The organism is Ferruginibacter sp. (assembly GCF_014377975.1).
GTDB lineage: Bacteria > Bacteroidota > Bacteroidia > Chitinophagales > Chitinophagaceae > Ferruginibacter.
In genome coordinates this window covers 1-20,624 of record NZ_JACMOO010000137.1, presented here as the reverse complement: position 1 = coordinate 20,624, position 20,624 = coordinate 1, and the positions used below count along the sequence as shown (strand labels likewise).

Below are 20,624 nucleotides of genomic sequence, written 5' to 3'. Positions count from 1 at the left end.
GCTTATTTTCAATGGCAATTGTTGCCTGTATAAAAACTGTAAAAATGTTATGAAAAAATTACTAATTGTATCATTGCTGGTGGCTTCAGGTTTTGCCTTTGTTACCATCAGCAAACATTTAAAAGAAAGCCCGGAATTTATACAACCCAGCAAACAAAGATCTGGCAATGCCGCCACAGGCTATAAATATTTAACCACCGGCGATTATTTAAAAAGTGGTATTCCCTTTAATTTATTTTTAATGGGAACTGCTAAAGACACCAGCAATTTTTTGCAGCGGGATGGTAACAATAAAAATCTTGCATATAATTTTACAGCCGTAAAGGCACCCAACGGAGAGCTGGTAGTAGCACCCAATTGCCTGCAATGCCATGCCCAGGTTTTTGATGGAAAATTAATTGTTGGTCTTGGTAATTCGCTCAGCGATTTTACCATAAACCGGCAGGGAACGGCATTATTTGCCGAAAAATTTTTAAAAAATCTGCAAGGCACAAACGTTAAAAAGTATGAGGCGGCAAAAAGTTTTATCGACGCCCTCAAAGCGGTTTCGCCCCAACTCGTCACCAGCACAAAAGGCGTTAACCTCGCAGATGCACTGGCGGCATTGCTGGTATCGCACAGAGATGCTAAAACACTGCAGTGGAGCGATAAAAGTTTGTTTACACTGCCAACAGAAATGATCCCCACAGATGTACCTGCCTGGTGGTTACTTAAGAAAAAGAATGCCATGTTTTACAATGGTTTTGGCCGGGGAGATTTCGGTAAATTTTTAATGGGCAGCAACTTACTAACCGTATCTGATACTACCGAAGCCACCGAAGTAGACAGTCATTTTAATGATGTGCTCGCCTACATCAATTCCATACAACCACCAAAATTTCCTGGTCCTATCAATACCGCCATGGCCTCGGAGGGCAAGGCGGTTTTTTCGGCCACCTGTAAAAAATGTCATGGCAGTTATGGCGATAGTGTGAGTTACCCTAACCTGCTGATACCGGAAGAAATCATCAAAACAGATTCTGCTTTGTACACAGCCAATTACAGCAATCCGCAAATGGTAAACTGGTTTAACAATAGCTGGTTCAGCACCGGCGATCATCCGGCAAAGCTGGTGCCTTACCGTGGCTATATTGCACCGCCGCTGGATGGCATCTGGATAACAGCCCCTTACTTACACAATGGATCTGTGCCCGATTTGGAAACCCTTTTAAATAGTAAAAAAAGACCTAAATACTGGAAAAGGGATTTTACGCGGATTGTCTATAACTATGATATACCAGGGTACAAATACGAAACAAAAAATGAGCCCGGCAACAATGAAGTATACAACACCACGCAAAAAGGATTTAGTAATGAAGGACATTATTTTGGCGACAAATTATCCGATGCAGAGCGCCGCAACGTAATTGAATATTTGAAAACTTTATAAAAAATATTTTGGTCACCAGCCAGTAACCCTGATTGAGCTTCAGTGGCGTCGCACGTTTAAAAATTTGTATTTCAATAAAGCTTTTATCAAAGCGAAGCAAGCGCAACATATTTTGTTAAACTTTCCAGTCAACCCTGCTTAAATTAGTGCACACTACATAACCCTATAGAGGGTATTAAAAATTATAAATCGTTTCGTAACTTACAATAAATAAATAGTTATGAACACGACCACCTTACATTTACCCAAAACAATTTATGAAGTTTGGGAAAATCTTCCAGAAGGTACTTCTTGCCAATTAATTAATAATAATTTAGTTATGAGCCCTGTACCATTGGATGTACACCAGTTTATTCTGAATGAAATAAATATTGAACTGTTGCTTTACCCACGAAAAAAAATATAGAACAAATCAGAATAGCTCCGTACGATGTTCATTTTTCAAAGCGTAATATTTTTCAACCCGATTTAATTTTTATCGCCAACAGCAATCTCAGCCTGATTGAACCGAAAGGTTTGGTGGGTGTACAAGATCTGGTGATTGAAGTTTTATCACCCGGCACTGCCCACAAATATGAAGGCGAAAAGAAAGATATTTATGAGTAATACGTTGTGCAGGAATACTACATCGTACATCCGGAAACTAAAAATGTGCAAAATTTTATTTTAAAGGGTAAAGTATTTGTTGCACTGGACGAAACTACCGGCGTGATTCATTCTGAGTTGTTTCAAACAACAGTTGCATTTTAATTTCACATTTTATCACAAATTTTTATCTTTCTCAATTTGCTTTTTTGTAGTGTAAAAATTACTAAAGCCTGCAGCATAAATAAATAGTTATTGATTCGGTTAAAAGTAAACAACGGTAAAAAATCCAAAGTATCCAATTACCCTTTTTTGCATGTTGGCCTATGTGTACATGCAGATAAAATAAAAGCATTCCTTCAACACCATTCCATTGATTTTACTTAAACAGACTAACACTAATTTTTAGGCAAGATCATTATTACTATAGCTGATATGTCGTTACCAAATTCTGCCATTCACAAAAATTGCACTGATTGAAAAATAATCCGGCAAAAAAAGGCGGACGGAAAAACACCCTTATTTGGCTTACACTTTACCAGTAAAAACTTCCTCATCAATAAAAGGCTGTTTTCTTAAACGCTTGCCGGTGGCTTTATAAATTGCATTGGCTACTGCGCCTCCGGTAGGTGGCAGAGCCGGTTCTCCCAACCCGGTGGGGTCAATACCATTATCTATAAAATATGGTTCAATCTCCGGAATCTCTTTCATACGGATTAACCGGTAATTGTGAAAATTTGTTTGTTCGCTGGCCCCATTTTTAAACGTTAGTTTGCTGTACATGGCATGACCAAGCCCATCAATAATTCCACCCATTACCTGCTGACGGGCACCACTTAAATTAATCACCTGTCCGCAATCTGCTACGGCATAAATCTTTTTTACAACTGGCTTACCCGCCTGCATCATTACCTCGCAAACCTGCGCTACATAACTCTGATGAGAAAAGTAAACACTGAAGCCCTGGAAAACACCGGGCTTTTTAGTACTCCACGCAGATTTTTCTGCTGCCATCTTTATCACGCCTTCCATTCGGTCGATGCTATATTTGATGGCACCCACAGGAGTAGTTCTTGCTTTGGTTAAAAGCTCCAGCCTGAACTGTACCGGATCTTTACCTGCCGCCTGTGCCACTTCATCAATAAAAGCCTGTTCTGCAAATCCTAAAAAATTAGTGATCGGTGCACGCCATGCTCCTGTTGTAATTGGCGATTTGTAATCAATACTTTCTATCAGTAAATTATCCACCGCACCCGATGGAAAGTTATCTTCCCGAACAAGGTTGCCGGCATTAAGGCCAACACCACGGCATTTATAGCCCACTAAATTTCCGGCACTGTCCAATGCAGCTTCAAAGTGATACCTCACCGCAGGGCGATAATTGCCCCCTGTAACATCATCTTCTCTTGTCCAGATTAATTTTACAGGCGCCTTAATAATACTGGATAGTTCTGCAGCTTCTACCACATAATCAAACTTTAAACGCCGGCCAAAGCCACCGCCCAGCCTTGTAAGCTCTAAGGTAATTTTATCTTCGGTAATGTTTAATAATTTAGATACCGCGGTACGTGCACTGGCCGGAGTTTGCGAAGGGCCCGCCAATTCAACGCCATCGGGTCTTACATGAGCGAAAAAATTCATTGGCTCCATTGGTGCATGCGATAAAAACGGACACTGGTATTCGGCTTTTATAATTTTTGCTGCTGTTTTAAAAGCCGCTTCCACATCCCCATCTTTTCTTTTTACTTCCGGTTTGCCGTCGGCCATCACAGTTGTAAAAATGGCGTTATGATCGCTGGTACTTTCAACAAAGCCGTCATTTTGGTATTCAATCTTTAGCAGCTTTCTTGCCTTGTTTACTTCCCAGGTTGATTTACCCACTACCGCCACGTTATTTTTAAAAACCACTACCTCTACAATACCGGGCATTGCTTTGGCGGCAGTGCTATCAACCGTTTTTATTTTTGAAGCAAAGGCTGGTGGCCGCTGTATCATTGCAAACAGCATGCCTTCACGGTAAAAATCCAGACCAAACAAGGGCTTACCGGTTACAATACTTTTGTTGGCCACGTTCTTTACTGACTGGCCAATGATCTTAAAATCTTTACGGTCTTTCAGTACAACATCTTTAGGTACTGGTAAGGTTGCAGCTTTTGCAGCCAGTTCACCAAAGCCTGCTTTTTTACCCGTAGCTGCATGCAACACAAACCCATTGCTGGCAGTACATTCAGTTGATGGAACATTCCATTGAGTGGCTGCCGACTGAATGAGCATTGCCCTTGCTGTAGCACCTGCGTTTCTCAATCTTTTCCAGGAATGGGGTATAGCACCGCTACCGCCCGTTAACTGCCGGTCAAAACTTTTTGTATCCAGCGCAGCCTGTTCAACTTTTACTTTTGTCCAGTCCGCATCCAGTTCTTCTGCAACAATCATTGGAAAAGAAGTCATAATATTTTGACCCAATTCAGGATTTGGAGAATAGATGGTAATCACACCATCCGCAGTAATAGACAGGTAACTGTTAAAGCCGATACTTTTATCCAATGGCAGTGTGTTGATTACCGTGGGCATTTCGCCCTCTGCGCCAAACCAGCTAAAGCCCAGTAACAGGCCGCCACCGGTAAACGTAGTTATTTTTAAAAAATCTCTCCGGGAAGTATTTGACTGTTGCATGTTTTTAAATTTTTGTGCTGGCTAATTTTACTGCTTCGCGAATACGGTGGTAAGCACCGCAACGGCAAATATTTCCATGCATGGTATCTTCAATTTCTTTTATGGTAGGGTGAGGATTTCTTTTTAACAGCGCAGCCGCCGTCATAATCTGGCCCGCCTGGCAATACCCGCACTGGGGTACATCTATTTCGTCCCATGCCAGTTGCAAGGGATGGTCCCCGTTGGCAGAAAGTCCTTCAATAGTAGTAATGACTGCAGTTTTAACAGCTGAAACAGGTAATGAGCAGGATCGTATGGCAGTACCATTCATGTGTACCGTACAGGCGCCGCACTGCGCAATGCCACACCCATACTTGGTGCCAACCAGTCCCAGGTGATCCCTTAGCACCCATAACAATGGAGTATCTTCAGCCACATCTGCGGTAAGCTGATGACCATTTATCTGTAAATTATAAACCGGCATGTGATAGTTTTTTTATAATTATAAAATTACAAAATTTTACACTTAGTAGTTTGGGTAAATTTCAGAATTATTTATTTCGCTATTTACGGTGAACGAAACCGGGGGCTATCTTTTTACTTTCTAATAAACTATATCTTTATAATCACTAAACCGAATTATATGAAGCCAACACACTTTCTGTTTGTATTGATTTCTATTTTTTTAATCAGCAGTATCACCAGCGTTTTTGCACAAGCCCCCAATGGCAAGATCCGCATCATTATGATTGGCGCACACCCGGATGATTGCGATGTAAACAGCGGTGGCACTGCTGCAATTTTTGCGAAGATGGGCTATGCTGTAAAATTTCTTTCCGTAACCAATGGCGATGCCGGTCACCAGACAATGAAAGGTGTGGCGCTGGCCAAACGCAGATATGAAGAAACACAGGAAGTGGCCAAACGTCTCGGAATAAAATACGATGTGCTTGGTAACCATGACGGCTTGCTGATGCCAACATTGGAAGTGCGGCTGGAGATCATCAGAAAAATTAGGGAATGGAACGCCGATGTAGTGATTGCACCAAGGCCAAATGATTATCACCCCGACCATCGATATACAGGTATATTGGTACAGGATGCAGCTTATATGGTTTCTGTACCCAATGTTGCGTCCGATGTTCCGGCACTAAAAAAGAACCCGGTGTTTTTATATTTCCAGGATAATTTTCAAAGGCCCAATCCTTTCCGTCCGGATATCGCGGTTGATATTACCAATGTAAATGAACAAAAACTTTTAGGGTTAGATGCGCATGTGTCGCAGGTATACGAATGGTTGCCATGGATAGGTCATTATTTAAACGAAGTGCCAAAAAATAAAAGTGACCGCTTAAAATGGTTGGCAACAAAATGGGTTGAACCCATCACTCCTGCAATAAAAACGTCGCTGGCAAAATGGTATGGTGAAGACAAAGCCGCTCAGGCAAAATATGCAGAAGCATTTGAAATATGCGAGTATGGAACACAACCGGATGAAGCAGAGATCAGAAGATTATTTCCAATGCTGATAAAATAAAAAAAGTAGTTGGCGTGATAGTATCGGATGTCGTGAGCGCAGGTATTAACAGAAACAGTAGAGACCCCGCTACAGAGGAAATGATTTTTTTTCGCACAAGTACTTATTTCCTGTATTTACTTATTTATGGCAAAATAAGTAAATGGTATTCATGATTTTAATTGCCGCTAACAAACACCAGCAATAGTACTTTTTTCAAACACCTTTTTGAGCCTTAATTGAGGCGATAAAAGCGAGTTACACCAATGAAAATAAACCTATAGCCCTAGTAACAAACTTACATCATTACCCCAACAGCAGTTTTGGTAATTAGGCAAGCGACCTTAGGTTTTATCAGCCTGTAAAAATTACAGAAATAGTTAGATTTGAATGAAAAGAAAGTTCTATAATCATAAAATGGGAGGCCAGATAAAAATAAAAAATATAAACGTGGATGCTATTTCATCATCCATGGTTTGTTGATAAATATAAGACTTACATGAAACTGACTTACTTTATCTTCTGGAGCATTATTCAACACCTGGCTTTCATTACTCCTCCAGTTATTCTTTTTAAAACTGCCTGTATAACCAGCCTGTATGCCTATTGATCCGGATGGACATTTAGGAAATTTTACTGTAACACCAAAGCCAAGGCGATACACAAAAAATGCATTATTAACCTTTACAGAACTGATGCTGTTTTGTAAAGCAGTTGATTGTAAAACATCGTCAAAATTAACACCGGAATTATCTTTGTAAAAAATGGCCTGGTACTGTTGAAACCCAAGACCAGCTAATGGATAAAGCATTATTTTTTCGCTTTTAAACAGGTTGTATCCAAGATCAGCATTAAAGCCAAGATAACGAATGGAGCTGCTTTTTTTGTCCTGGTGACCACTCATGGTGCTACCTGCGGTGATGCCCGCTATAGAAATAAAACGATGCTTTTCTTTAAGCCAGCCCAAACTTATTACAGCTGCATCATTCCGCAATTTTTCATATTGGGTCAAATTTGCAATGCGGCTGTTAAGGCCATCAAACTGTTGAAAACTGGAACCTAAACCGCGTATAATCAGGGGGAAAGAATGAACTTTTTTACCGGTTCCCTTATCTTCTTGCTGCTGTGGTGAGGCTGATAAAGAAATACTAATGAGTAAGAAGCATATTAAAAATTTCATAAATTATATTTTAATAACATCGTTTACAAACGAAGTACTGCTATGTTCGGATTGTCTGCAAAAATTTTAAAGCCGGTAGTTTACAATGGCTGTAATAAAAAAATGCTCAGTTTACTTTTTTTGTAAAGCCAACAGATTACTGAAAGCGAATAGACCACAATCCAAACTGGGCCAAAACTGAACAGAATAATTTTCAAAAATGTCAATTTTCAAAAATTTGAGTAAGAAGCAAGTAGTTTCCGAAATTGATATTGTACCTACCAAACCTGGTTAAAATAGTTTTTTGGCCGGGAAGCCTCGTGAAATTATTTTATTAAAGAAACTTATTTTTTGTAGTGATTGTCCAAAAAGAAAACTGGATAAACTAAACAAATTAACAGCAAGGATTCTTACTGACGGATGTAACGTAAGGTTAATGAAAAAATGATTTTTAATTTTAATACTTTTCCAATCCGGCTTTTCTTTAATCATACGCCGTTGTTGTATCAGTGGCCTTTTTTAGCCAGCTTTAGTTGTGGATACAGCACTTCCTTTTTTCTTAGCGCTATAATGGTTATCAATGCAGACATAAACAAAGAGCCTGACATAAAAATATAAGAAGCATCAAAACTATGGGTAGTACCGTTTAAATATCCAACCAAATAGGCCCCGAGAAAAGAACCTAGAGCTCCAAAGCTATTGATAAGTGCAATGGCTCCTCCGGCCACATTGCCCGGCAAAATCTCTGTAATGATGGCAAAGAAAGGCCCATACGGTGCGTACATTGCTCCACCGGCAATCACCAGTAATATAAACGACAGCCAGAAATTACTGGTTCCAACTAAATACGATCCGTAAAAAGCTAAAGCTCCCACCAAAAGAAACGGCCAGATAAATTCTTTTCTCTTTAAGGTCCTGTCGGAATAATAAGAGGTTACCAACATCATGATTATTGCCAGAATATAAGGAACTGAAGATAGCCAGCCTGTTGTTACTATATCCATGTTGGGGGCCGCATTAATGATAGAAGGCAGCCACATTACAAAGCCATATACCCCTACACTCCACAACGCATATTGAAGGCACAATAAAATCACCACCCGTAACTTAAAGGCTTCTGCATAATTTTTTACCGGCTTAATACTTTGTTGTTCTAATAGTAATTGTTCTTCCACGTCAGCTTTCTGAGATTCAGACAGCCATTTGGCATCCTTTACTTTGTCATTTACCAGGTACCACCAAAAAAATGCCCATATGATTCCCGGTGCTCCTTCTATGATAAACATCGAGCGCCAGCCCAACGTTCCTACCAGGTGTCCCGACAGGATGGACATCCATAAAATGGTAACGGGGTTGCCAAGAATCAGAAAGGTATTGGCTCTTGAGCGTTCTGCTTTTGTAAACCATCTGCTTAAAAATATAAGCATGGATGGCATTACAGCACTTTCTACTACGCCAAGCATAAAGCGAATTACAATTAGCAGACTTACATTATGCACCATACCTGTAGCCATTGCCAGCAAGCCCCACAAAATCAGGGACCAAAAAATTAATAATTTGGCACTCTTGTTGGCAGCGTACAATGCGCCGGGAATCTGAAAAAAAAAATAGCCAAGAAAAAAGAGCGAGCCAAGTAAGGAGGACATGGCTGCCGTAATGTTCAGATCGTGGCCCATTCCACCTGCCAATGCAAATCCGAAATTGGCTCTGTCAAGGTATGCAAGACTGTAGGTAATAAAGACAATCGGAATTAATCGATACCAGCGTTTTTTGGCTAAAGGTTTGGGCATATCCTGCTTAATTATTTTAAATTTTTTTATACAATGGAAAGATATTCTGTAACGGTTTTATTCAGATTCAAATTACCAGGTTCTCTTACTCATAATTTCTTCTAATTTTTCTTTATTCATTTTTCCTAACTCCGGATGTTGGCTAAGCCATTTAAGGAAAATTTGTTTTATGTCATCAGTCCACTGGCTGTCTATCTGGCCTGTGGAATATTTATTGGTTTTTACCATTTCAAAACCAAATTTATCTTTTAACGTAACAAATTCTGATGTAGTGATAACCTGGTCGGCCAGTTGAGCCGGAATAAAAAGAACCCCTTCTCTGCCTGCAATAACCAGATCGCCGGGTAACACGATGGCATTCCCTATGCGGATAGGTGTATTAAGACCCATGAGCACCATTCCCTCCAAAAAAGATGGATGAAAATCACGCACAAATGCATTAAATCCCTTTATTTCAGATAAGCCTGCAAGGTCACGGGCTGAACCATTAAAAACTACGCCATTCCCTGATTTGCTGTAGATGGAATTTCCCAGTGTACTTCCAATCAAGGTGCCTCCTGCAATTTTACCAAAACCATCGGCCACATAAACATCTCCTTTGGTAAGCATATCTATGAGCCATGCATTGGTGCTACCCTTACGACCTTCTTTTAAGCCCCGTTCCTTAATGTTTTTTTCTACATCCGGACGGGAAGGAAGGTACATGGCAGTAACCGCACGGCCGATCACCGGGGTGCTGTCATTTACCATTTTCCAGCCACCTTCAAACTGGTTTAGATATCCAAAATTTTTTAAAACGGTCCATGCATCATCAAGGCCTATATTACGTGCCCTTATCAATAAATCATCTGGAATTTTTGGACGCCCATCTGCAAACCTTTCTCCTTTCCATTGGGATGTAAGAAATATCAATTCATCTTTAGAAATGGTTTGTGCATTACCATGGCCGCAGGAGAAAATACAAAAAAAAATCACCCCAATTATAGCTTTATTAACTTTCATTATTTTAGTTTAATTTAATTTAAAAGAATAACTTTTATCAACGGGTATATTTCCAATCCGATAGCTTTCGGATGTAGCATCGCCCGGTTGAAAGTGGTTGGTGGATAGACCGCCTACGGCGGACTGCCCGGGTTGATGGAAGCACCAACCTTACATATGATAAAATCCACCCTTATTCAATATTTTTTTTACAAAACAATTCAATGCGTTGTATTTTTTATTATTAATATCAGGGCAATTTTATGGAACCCTCACCTTAATGACGATTTTTTTCACATCCTCATTCTCCGGTACTTTAATAACTGGCCGGTGCATTTCGAGCGGAGAAAAAATAAAGAAGGTGGACGCATCTGCATCAAAATATTCGCCGCCTTCATTTGTAAAATTCATGTTATCCGTTGTATTGGAATAGGGTATTGTAAGCGCTGCTCTGGTGTCGGCGACGCATGCGAGGCCCATAAGTGCCTTCCCTTTTATAATGTATTGAAGATCATTAAAATTCCGATGAGCTTCCCATTTTACCTCTTCCATTTTTTTGGCGGGTCCCTGAGAAACTGTTGCAATCACGTTTCCGGAATCGATCACGTATATACCGGGAGTAAGTTGAGCAAGTTCCTTTGTTTTTAAAAATGTAAATGCTTTATCCCACCAGCTGCTATTTTTACGATATTGCCTGAAGAACTCCGCCTGGTTGATGCTTTTATGGGGAGTTAATTTAAGGTCATTACCTGATTTTATTTCGTTGTACCAGTCGTAAAAATTGCTGGTAGTATTGGTTGTTGTAACGGCAATAGGGCGCAGGGAAGCCATGACCGGATTGGCAATGCCATTTAAATCGTATACAATTCTGCCATCTCTTATGGTCATTTCGCATTCCAGCTTTTTATCGGTTACCAGTTTATAACCAGTATAATCAAATAAGCCGAATTTACCTTTTCTGATGCTGAGTATGGCCACATCTGCACCTGATCCCACTGATAAATTTCCAAGTTCTTCGTGATTGATTTCCCTGGCCGGATTCCAGGTACTTTGTGTAATTACCGTTTTAAGATCTATACCCATTGCTAAAAATTTTGACGCCGTAGTAAGAAAGCTTTTCATTGCGGCATTCATACTGCCTACATGCAAGTCGGTGCTGATGGAATTGGGATAAAAACCGTCTTTTATTGCCGGTATAGCCTGGCTGTAGGCAAAACTGATGCCGCCGTAGCCTACATCGAAAATAATGCCTTTTTTAGATGCTTCCCAAACGAAGGGTTTTACCTTTTTGGTAGTGGTATCTATTATAAACTCCCTGCTGCCCAACTGCGCAAAGCAGTGTGTAAAGATATCTCCGGGACGCAGGTGATTTAGAAATAATTCTTCAATTGAAAGCGGCGGCTGGCTTCCGCCAAAATCTACCATTACAGGAATACCTCCAGCGAGGTTACCTGCTTGTACAGCCATGTCTAAAGGCGCCCAGTCGTAGCCTTCATAATGTGCCAGTTTAAACCCAACAATAATATCTTTATATTGTCTGGCTACCTGGGCCGACATTTTGGAATCCATATCGTTTTTGTTTTGCTCATAACCACCCCGCATGCCTTCGCCTACAATGTTTAAAAAGGCTAGTACCCTGGTTTGAGAAACATCAATCGTTTGGCCCTTAAAAGTGGGGAAGGTACGCCAGCCTGAACTTCCGGCATCCACAACAGTGGTAACCCCATTGCTAAAGGTAAATCCATCAGGCTGAATGGCCAGGTTTCCATTTTCATATTGATGATTAGGTTCTGTACCCCAAAAAACATGGGTGTGAATGTCTATTAACCCTGGCGTAACGTACATCCCTTCGGCATTTACAACCTGGGATGCTTTAGCAGCATTAATATTTTTTGCTACCAAACTGATTTTACCATTGTCGATAGCAACATCCATTACCGCATCAATATTATTTTTTGCATCAATTACATGACCTCCCTTTATGACGATACTATAGTTTTGAGGAAAAGCATAATTACAGAAAAATGTAGTCAGGGTTATCAGAATCAGTGATGTTTTTTTCATTGATTTTTTTGTTTTATAATTAGGGTTTACTGCAAAAAAAATTAAATGGCGTGTTTTAAAACTTCCCTTACGCGCCGGGCTACAATGTCTATCTGATCTGGTCTTAATAAAACTACCCCAACGCTTAACACCTTGCTTCCATCTTTGGTGGTCACATTGGTTACAATAGATGGTGTGCCTTTTTGAAGCGCAGCTTGCGCATCATTTGCTGTCATCTTCACAATTTCCTGATCCCATGTTACATAAAGGGTAGGAAAAGCATTTGCAGGACCGGGATTTATATACGTTTCTCCTTGCACACTTTCCACCTGTGTTACCTTTTTCTTTATTTTTTCAATACGTTCAAGCCAACCATCCCATTCTTGCTGATGGTTACGTTCGAGATATGATTTTAATGCGGCGTACATACCAAACATTTCTTCTTTATTTACTTTCATAGGTCTGCCTATGGGTGCTTCGTGCGGACTGTGATTGAGTTTGGCAGCTTCTATCAGATCCTTTCTGCCAAATAATAATCCGGCGCTTTGAGGGCCACGGATCATTTTGCCACCGGAAAAAGTAACGAGGTCAAAACCCATTTTCTGATACTTAAATAAATTTTCAACCGGGGGTACATCTGCCGCTGCATCTATAAAAGAAGGTATGTTATGCTTTTTGCACAGTGCTATAAATTCTTCATGCGAAACGCTTGAACTTCCGGCTGCATTATAAAAAAGAGCAAGTACGGTATTACTGTTAAAAGCTTTATCCATCTCATCGGGCCCTGCCACTTCTATAATGGTTGCTCCTGTTGTGGTAATAGCCTGGTCAAACAGGTACCGGTGACTTTTCAGCATAATCACTTCAGGCCTGGGTCCTGGAAGATTTGGAATTAGCTTTATCTTCTCGGGGTCTTTGCCGGTGATGGCTGCTGCGGTTCCCAACACCATTGCACAGGCTGCACCTGATGTTACCATCGCATCTTCGCACTGTAACATCTCTGCTATCTTTGCCCCCACTTTATCCTGCAGGTCAAACATATTGGCAAAATCATGGCTTGTTGAATTAATGGCATCCAATACTTCCGGCATCATCAGCGAACCGGATAAAAAAGTCATCGTTACGCCTGCATTGATTACCTTGGTTACCCCTAATTCTTCAAACAAATCCCGCCTGTCGCGCTTTTGTTTTGACTCCGAAAATACTGTTTTGGAAGTAAATATTCCTCCGATTATTCCGCCGGAAAGCGGCAATAAACTTAACCCTTTAATAATATCTCTTCTTTTCATGTTATAGATTTATCAGGCCCTCATTTTTTATTGAATGTATTTCTTTGAGTTGGTTTCTGTTGATATTACAAATAAGCTATACAATCCATTTCAACCAGTGAGTCGCCAGGCACACCGCCTTTTGCTACCGCTACTGTAGTGCGAACAGGTGGATTTTTCCCAAAACGGCCTTTATACACTTCATTCATTCCCTGGTAATCAGCTATGTCATTTAAAAATACACCTACTTTTAAAACTTTTTCCATTGATGACCCTGCCTTAATTAATTCTTTTTCCAATTCCTGTAATACTATTTCTGTATGTGCTTTAATTTCAAACGGTGCCACGTGGGCGCCTTTTCCTGCAATGTACACTACCCCATTGTGTATAGTATGACCCGAGAACAAGGGCACATCCTGAGAAGTAGTTATACTTCCAGCTACTTTGTCGTTTCCGGTAATAGCTGTTGCCTTGGCTGCCAATCCCAATCCTGCAATGGCAGTTACAGACGCTAATAATTTTTTAATGGCTGATCTTCTTTCTGTTTGCATAATTTTGTTTTAAATGGTTTATAAATATTTATCAGATGCAGATGATTATTTTAATTCCTGAAACCACATCACAACGGGTTGTTTTAAATATTGAAGCCAATTTGGGTGCAATCACATCAAAAGTTCTTACTATGTTTTAACTCGCATTTAAAACATAGGGCCATGAAATTATCTCCATTCCTCAAAACATTCTATTCAAAGAATATTATGTCAAGATACCTGTTTTTTTAATTAGTTATTTTTAATTGACCGGAACTTTCGACATGAATTTCTCCTCCATTGTCAACACTCATATATTCATTTGATGAAGGCAAAAATACCTGTATCCAAAACTGTTTTTCATCCGCATGCATTTGTATGTCGGAGTCCTTTGCTGTTAACCCATTTTCGCCTCTATTAATGATATCCAATTGTTTTAATGTAGCAGCATATTTTCCATTTATACTTTTAAATTCCTGTTGCATGTAATAATATTTCCAGAGAAGTAATTTCAATTTTTCAGTCTGGGGAGTAAGAAAACTGTTGGTTGATAATGTATCAGAAAAAAGAACGTAGCCCCATCTTTCCGGATAATGTAAATTAATAATTCCTTGTGGCGACCATACAGAATAATGTTCCTGAAATAATTTACCGGTCACCTTATCTTTTTGCCTCACATAGGCTCCGTTTACTGTATCCAGCTTCCATTGCACCTTGGAGAAATTCATACGCCATATAGTTCCAATGGAAGGATTGTGGCTGCCATTCATGCTAACCGAGCTTAAAGGCACCGCCAATTCAATGCTCCAGCTTCTATCCGTATCATTGGGATTATTTAGAGTGCCATCTAAATAAACAGCTTTTTGTAATCCTTTTATATCCCAACTGGTTAACCCTATTCCTCCATTACGATATGGCTTAGGCATAAATAAATCCCAGACAGTGCCATAAGCATTTATCTGAAATTCAAAATAATTATACGTTTCTCCACCGGGAGAAATAAACATTTCGAATGCATTATCCTGAAAAACCTGTGCATCATGAGTATGTATGGAAGCCCATAAATCACGCTCTTTAAATTTTACAAATAAATATAAAAAATCATCATCCCACAGCATTTTACACCTTGCCTCCTGTATTGAATCAATTTGGCTTCCCGTTTCAATATCTGTAAACTTCGGTGTCCAGGATGCTTTGCTCCAATCCTTTTCATCCTCTTTTCCATCTATGATCATTTTTTCTGTTGTTCTCAATACCGTGTACTGCAAAGGAATTTGCAATAGCCTGTTATAACTGGTATTGCTGTCCTGGGCATTTGCTGCTCCATAAAATAACAGAGCCATTGCAATACCTGCAACAGATAAACTTTTTATTTTTCTCATTTTAAATTCTTGTTTACTTTTTACCCAACGCCATCCTTGCTTTTACTACATCTTCCACTGTAACCGTATCCGCTTTATTATTAAAATTTTGCCTGACATAAGTTAAAATCTGCGCTATATTTTCGTCTGGCAAAAGGTGAAGGCGTGGCATTTTATTATTATACGCTTTTCCTTTAACATACACTTCCCCTTCCAGACCATTTAGAACAATATTTATGGGAACCATTTTATCACCTATAACCCATTCAGAACCACTTAAAGGGGGAAAACGATCGTTGCCCATCCCATCCCTTTGGTGGCAAACGCCGCAATAGGTATTGTATAACTTTCCTGCGTTGTTTACAGTTCCTCTGTCCAGGTTATCTGCAACAATATCGGGCAATTTTATATTAGATGCCCGCTGTTTTATTTTAGCCATTTTGGATAATTGCGCCTGTCCAAATTTAATGGTACTATCTCCTTTATACATTACCCGCCAAATTTTTCCTTTCTCTGAATCGGAAATGTATAACGAACCATCAGGTCCCATTGCTAAACCCATTGGCCGGTATCTGGCATCACTGGTATTAACAACAGTATCAACGCCGGCAAAACCATTTGCAAAAACTTCCCAGGGCCCTGAAAGTGCGCCATTTTTAAATGGAACGAAACAAATAAAATAGCCAGATTGGGGATAGGGTGCACTGCTGGTAGATCCGTGAAAAGCAATGAAAGCGCCATCTTTATAGTGTTCAGGAAATTGGTTACCTGTATAAAACAATAAATCATTTGGTGCAAAATGGCCAGGGAAACCTATAAGTGGTTGTGTATATTCAGCGGCTTTTCCTGCTATTTTTCCATCTCCACCATATTCAGGACTAAGTAATAATTTACCCTTTATCTGATCATAATAATAATAAGGCCAGCCTGCATCAGCTTTATCTTTTAATACCAGAAATTCTTCGGATGGAAGCACAGCACCTTCCCACTCAGAAAAATATTTGGGCCAGGTAGCATGCAGGTAGTCCCGTCCGTGACATACGGTGTATAAATTATGGGTTTTATTGTTCCATTCAAGGGCTACTACACTTCTTAATCCTGTTGCAAACTTATAACCATCTTTTTGAAATTGTCCTGGTTTGTTTGCATCAAATCGCCAGATTCCTCCCCTTACCGTTAGAATAGGACAGGAGTCCATACCAGGTGAAAAGGGTGTCCTGTCTTCAACCTGGCAGCAATCAGATGGGGCGCCAAATGGAACATACATATTTCCTTTATCATCAAACGCTATTGGTTTAGCATCGTGCTGGCGTGGAGGTTGCGTGTCTGTCAGCATCAATTCTATTTTACTGTCGGGTATCAAATCGCCGGGAGTTAACTTCTGCCTGAATATCCTGGTAACAGAACTGAAATAAAGATACCCATTGTGAATCCGCATGGCGGTTCCATAACTGCTTTTATCCTGGTATTCATCAAAAAATTTAACAATGTCTGCCTTACCATCGCCGTCATCATCTCTTAAAGCAGCGTTGCCTCCTTCAGCCGAAGGAAATCTTAATTTAACGTAAATATCTCCGTTAGAATTTACAGCAAGATGCCTTACCGCACCTTTAAGGCTATCCACAACAACTACGGCCTCAAACCCTACAGGCAAAACAAGACCTCCATTATCTGCATCACCCAGGGGAAGACCATGCCTTTTACATTGCGTAAGATTTATGATGAGTAAGAATGCAAAAAGAAATCTTAAGACAACTAATCTCATAAAATGAGTTTATTTTTTTGTAATTAAGGATGCATTACGAATGACCTCTGCTAATTTCGTTTGGGAGGAACATCATAGTGATTAACTTTAAACCGTGATTGGTATCTCTACCAACCACTTGTTGTTGCCACAGCCAATACCCACCAAATGTTGAATGCACCCGTGATTAACCGGTTTAATATTATTGAGTACTTTTAATTACTTCCGGATCAGCGATTCCATTTAAATCATACACGATGTTGCCGGCCCGAATGGTCATTTCGCATTCAAGCCTTTGTTTACCTTTCACCTTAAAGCCATTTCTATCCCAAAAACCAAACTTGCCTTCTCTAAGATTTAGCACTGCTATATCAGCCACTGATCCAATTGACAGATTCCCCAACTCTTCGTATTTTATTTCCACAGCAGGATGCCAGGTGCTGGCTGTAATTACACTTTGCAGGTCCATGCCCAGCGCCAAAAAAATTGACATAATATTTAACATACTTTTCATGGCCGCATTCATACTTCCTGTATGAAGGTCGGTGCTGATAGAATTTGGATAAAAGCCACTTTTAAGTGCAGGTATTGCCTACCTGAAATCAAAACTTGCACCACCAAAACCCACATCAAAAACAATCCCTTTTTTCTGTGCGTCTATAACAAACGGTTTTAGCTTTCTGGTAGTAATATCCACGATAGGATCTCTTCTTTTAAGCTCTGCAAATGCGTGGGTATAAATATCGCCGGGACGCAAGTGTTTAAAAAATAATTCTTCAATAGATAATGGCGTGTGACTTTCATCACCACCAAAATCAATCATTACAGGTTTGCTGGTTAATTCTCCTGCTTTCACTGTGCTATCCACCGTTGTCCATTGAGCTGGCTCAAAATGTGCTACTTTAAACCCAACTATATATTCTTTGTACTCATTGGCAACGTAAGCAGCCATGCTGGGGTCCATATCTTCTACATTTTGCTCATAAGCGCCGCCACACATGCCTGATCCCACAATATTCAGAAAAGCGAGTACCCTTGTTTATGACCTGTCGATTGTTTGCGCTTTAAAAAGTGGAAAATTGCGCCACCCCGAACTTCCTGCATCAACTACCGTAGTAACGCCCACCCGAAAAGTAAAACCATCCGGAGACAATGCGCCTGGAGCATCCATTAAATATTGGTCGGAATGATTACCGGAAAAATTATGTGTATGAATATCAATAAGACCTGGAGTAACATATAAGCCTTTGGCATTAACTACCTGTTTTGCATCTTTGGCATTTATGTTTGCCGCAACCAAAGCAATTTTCCCATCATTAATGGCAATATCCATTACACGGTTGATGTTATTTTTGGGATCTATTACATGGCCCCCCTTAATAACAATATTATACCATTGAGCATTGACGATATAGCCTCCCGTAAATAAAAATGAGAAAAATAAAAAGTATAATTTTACCATTAGCAGCTGTTGATTTTTTTTTGATAAAAAGGAATTGTTCGAAATAAATTCAGGCTATTTAAGCTGAAGCGGCTGCAAGCTCCTCCTGTATTCTTTTTGCAACAATCTTATGCTCTCCTTTCTTTAACATAAAAACGGTAAGGCTGATACTATTATCCGGATCTCCCCATGAAATCAATTCTATGGAAGGATCTCCATTACGTAATTTGTCTCCTAAATTTTTTCGGGTTGTTTTAATAATATTTTTATCCCAGCTTATAGTCAGCTTCGGCGTATGATTCGCAATTGGCGGAACAGTTATTTCTGTGGTAACCCCTTTAACTTTTTTAACAGCTTCATTGATAAATCCAATATTGTCTTCCCACATTTTCCATTCTTTATCATGATCCTGGTTAATGTATTTATCCAATGCTGCATACATGCCGAGTATTTCTTCTTTATTCACTTTCATTCCACGGCCAATGGTTACACCGTTGGGGGAATCATTTAGCCGGGCTCCGGCAATAATCTCTTTTTTGCCCATTAGTATTCCCGCGCTTTGTGGTCCACGTATAGCTTTGCCACCTGAAAGCGCAACAAAACTAAAACCCATGTCATTATATTTCCATAAATTAGAAACTGGCGGCACATCTGCGGCAATATCAATGGTAGCAGGAAGATGGTATTTTTTGGCTAATTGCAGCCATTCTTCATGCATAATTTTTTCTTCCTGTGCGTTGCAGTTTAAAAAATGCATAGACGCCGTTTTTTCATTAACAGCCTTGTGAACATCATCTGCTGTTTCCACAGCAATTATAGTAACACCTGTATTGTATAGCGCTTGTTCATAGCCATCATAATGGCCCTTCTGCAATAATACTTCTGATTTAATACCTGCCTCCTCTAAACGATGAGGCAGTCTTTTTATCTTTTCCTGGGCTGTGCCTGTTAGTATTCCTGCCATTCCCAGGGTTAAAGCAGAAAATGCACCTGCAGTCACCATGGCTCCGTCCGCATGTAACATTTGAGCAATCCTTTCCCCTACTTTATCCTGCACTTCATTCAGCATACAAAATTCTTTGGCGCTTTGGTCTATGGCATCCATTACTTCCTCATGCATCAGGGAGGCGCTCATAGTTGTATAGGTGCCCGCAGCATTTATGAAAGTGCGGATTCCAAGTTCTTTCACTAAGTTGCGCTTGCTTCCGTGTTTGAAACCGGTGCCTGCCATTGCTTCACCAGGAAGCATGTTCCCTATAAAACTTCCTCCCATTGGCAGGAGTGTTAACCCTTTAATAAGATCTCTGCGTTTCATCTTTATCTATTTTACTAAGTGATACCCTGAATTTTTTCATCACAGTTTTTTCATCTTCCAGGCCCGGCCGGGAACGTCTACGCGAAAACTTTCAAGATTGCCTATATCCATTAACGTAACATAAATCGTACATCCATCTTTTCCTCCAAATGCTACATTGGTGGGCCTTTTACCTGTTAATGTAATCTCTTTCATCAATTGGCCGGCAGGAGAAACTTTTGCAACCGTGCCCTTTCCAAAACGTGCGATGTACAAGTTTCCTTCTATATCGCAGCGCATGCCATCCGTACCAAAATCAGGAAATTCAATTAATAATTTTTTATTGCTTATTGCTCCGTTTGATGATAAATCATAGGAAAAGACTTCACTTCCGGCGCCTACATATAATTTCTTTTCGTTAGGGCTTACTTCTATTCCATTTGCGGTTGCAGCCATGCTATCCAGTAAAGTAACTTTACCATTGGTATCAATTCTCCAGACACGGGCGGTTTGTAATTTAAAATTCGGATCGCTGGCATAAATTCTGTCCTGGCTGTCAATTGCTAAATCGTTGGGTTGCGTCATCCTGTCTTCATGGGCATACACACTGATACTTTTAGTTTTCATGTGCACCTGAAGCACATTGTGCATCTTGTAATCGGCAATTAACATGTTACCGTGGCTGTCGAATCTGATTCCATTTCCAATACTGCTATCCGGAAGTTGAACAAACAGTGACGGTTTACCAGATGGAGCAATGATGCCAATTGTACCTTCATGAGAGAAATTTACAGCATAAATGTTTCCGGATTTGTCAACTGCAGGTCCTTC

At 40.0% G+C, this 20,624-nt stretch carries 18 protein-coding genes; 3 read left to right on the top strand and 15 right to left on the bottom strand.

The annotated features are described in order from the left end of the window. The first annotated feature begins 49 nt into the window (after positions 1-49). Both H7254_RS08100 and H7254_RS08095 read left to right on the top strand, forming a co-directional pair. Positions 50-1,429, top strand: a complete 1,380-nt coding sequence (locus H7254_RS08100; RefSeq protein WP_301932490.1) for a c-type cytochrome — start codon at positions 50-52, stop codon at positions 1,427-1,429. A 220-nt stretch (positions 1,430-1,649) separates the two neighbouring features. Continuing rightward, positions 1,650-1,835 carry a hypothetical protein gene (locus H7254_RS08095; RefSeq protein ID WP_301932489.1) on the top strand — a complete coding sequence of 62 codons (186 nt, stop codon included), beginning with the start codon at positions 1,650-1,652 and terminating at the stop codon, positions 1,833-1,835. A gap of 707 nt (positions 1,836-2,542) precedes the next feature. Here H7254_RS08095 and H7254_RS08090 read toward each other — a convergent pair. Both H7254_RS08090 and H7254_RS08085 read right to left on the bottom strand, forming a co-directional pair. Further along, a complete protein-coding gene (locus tag H7254_RS08090) occupies positions 2,543-4,687 on the bottom strand; it encodes a xanthine dehydrogenase family protein molybdopterin-binding subunit (RefSeq protein ID WP_301932488.1) in 2,145 nt (714 codons plus the stop codon). A gap of 4 nt (positions 4,688-4,691) precedes the next feature. Further along, complete coding sequence (locus tag H7254_RS08085) at positions 4,692-5,150, bottom strand: (2Fe-2S)-binding protein (protein ID WP_301932487.1); 459 nt, start codon at positions 5,148-5,150, stop codon at positions 4,692-4,694. 159 nt (positions 5,151-5,309) lie between these two features. Between H7254_RS08085 and H7254_RS08080 the strand changes: the two genes are divergently transcribed. Further along, positions 5,310-6,203, top strand: coding sequence for a PIG-L deacetylase family protein (locus H7254_RS08080; RefSeq protein ID WP_301932486.1), 894 nt, complete (start codon positions 5,310-5,312; stop codon positions 6,201-6,203). Between the two features lie 436 nt (positions 6,204-6,639). On the opposite strand, the gene H7254_RS08075 is transcribed toward H7254_RS08080, so the two are convergent. The 13 genes from H7254_RS08075 to H7254_RS08015 all read right to left on the bottom strand — a co-directional run. After that, positions 6,640-7,362, bottom strand: a complete 723-nt coding sequence (locus H7254_RS08075; RefSeq protein ID WP_301932485.1) for a hypothetical protein — start codon at positions 7,360-7,362, stop codon at positions 6,640-6,642. 485 nt (positions 7,363-7,847) lie between these two features. Next, entirely contained in the window at positions 7,848-9,131 is a 1,284-nt protein-coding gene (locus H7254_RS08070) for an MFS transporter (RefSeq protein ID WP_301932484.1), read from the bottom strand. Positions 9,132-9,203: 72 nt separating this feature from the next. Then, complete coding sequence (locus H7254_RS08065; RefSeq protein ID WP_301932483.1) at positions 9,204-10,133, bottom strand: RraA family protein; 930 nt, start codon at positions 10,131-10,133, stop codon at positions 9,204-9,206. A 240-nt stretch (positions 10,134-10,373) separates the two neighbouring features. Further along, complete coding sequence (locus tag H7254_RS08060) at positions 10,374-12,176, bottom strand: amidohydrolase/deacetylase family metallohydrolase (RefSeq protein ID WP_301932482.1); 1,803 nt, start codon at positions 12,174-12,176, stop codon at positions 10,374-10,376. A 41-nt stretch (positions 12,177-12,217) separates the two neighbouring features. Then, the gene (locus H7254_RS08055; protein ID WP_301932481.1) at positions 12,218-13,444 is read right to left on the bottom strand and encodes an aminotransferase class V-fold PLP-dependent enzyme; all 1,227 of its coding nucleotides are present in this window, start codon (positions 13,442-13,444) and stop codon (positions 12,218-12,220) included. A gap of 65 nt (positions 13,445-13,509) precedes the next feature. Then, a complete protein-coding gene (locus tag H7254_RS08050) occupies positions 13,510-13,974 on the bottom strand; it encodes a RidA family protein (RefSeq protein WP_301932480.1) in 465 nt (154 codons plus the stop codon). 227 nt (positions 13,975-14,201) lie between these two features. Next, on the bottom strand, positions 14,202-15,335 hold the full coding sequence (locus H7254_RS08045; RefSeq protein ID WP_301932479.1) for a carbohydrate-binding family 9-like protein: 1,134 nt from the start codon (positions 15,333-15,335) through the stop codon (positions 14,202-14,204). Between the two features lie 13 nt (positions 15,336-15,348). Further along, entirely contained in the window at positions 15,349-17,079 is a 1,731-nt protein-coding gene (locus H7254_RS08040) for a c-type cytochrome (RefSeq protein WP_301932478.1), read from the bottom strand. Positions 17,080-17,260: 181 nt separating this feature from the next. Further along, positions 17,261-17,551, bottom strand: a complete 291-nt coding sequence (locus tag H7254_RS08035; RefSeq protein ID WP_367875426.1) for a hypothetical protein — start codon at positions 17,549-17,551, stop codon at positions 17,261-17,263. Between the two features lie 99 nt (positions 17,552-17,650). Continuing rightward, positions 17,651-18,070, bottom strand: a complete 420-nt coding sequence (locus H7254_RS08030; RefSeq protein WP_301932477.1) for a hypothetical protein — start codon at positions 18,068-18,070, stop codon at positions 17,651-17,653. Between the two features lie 27 nt (positions 18,071-18,097). Further along, positions 18,098-18,520, bottom strand: a complete 423-nt coding sequence (locus H7254_RS08025) for an amidohydrolase family protein (protein ID WP_301932476.1) — start codon at positions 18,518-18,520, stop codon at positions 18,098-18,100. 58 nt (positions 18,521-18,578) lie between these two features. Beyond that, positions 18,579-19,814, bottom strand: a complete 1,236-nt coding sequence (locus H7254_RS08020) for a selenocysteine synthase (protein WP_301932475.1) — start codon at positions 19,812-19,814, stop codon at positions 18,579-18,581. 39 nt (positions 19,815-19,853) lie between these two features. Then, positions 19,854-20,624 (bottom strand): SMP-30/gluconolactonase/LRE family protein (locus H7254_RS08015; protein WP_301932474.1); only part of this gene is annotated, 771 nt, incomplete at its 5' end.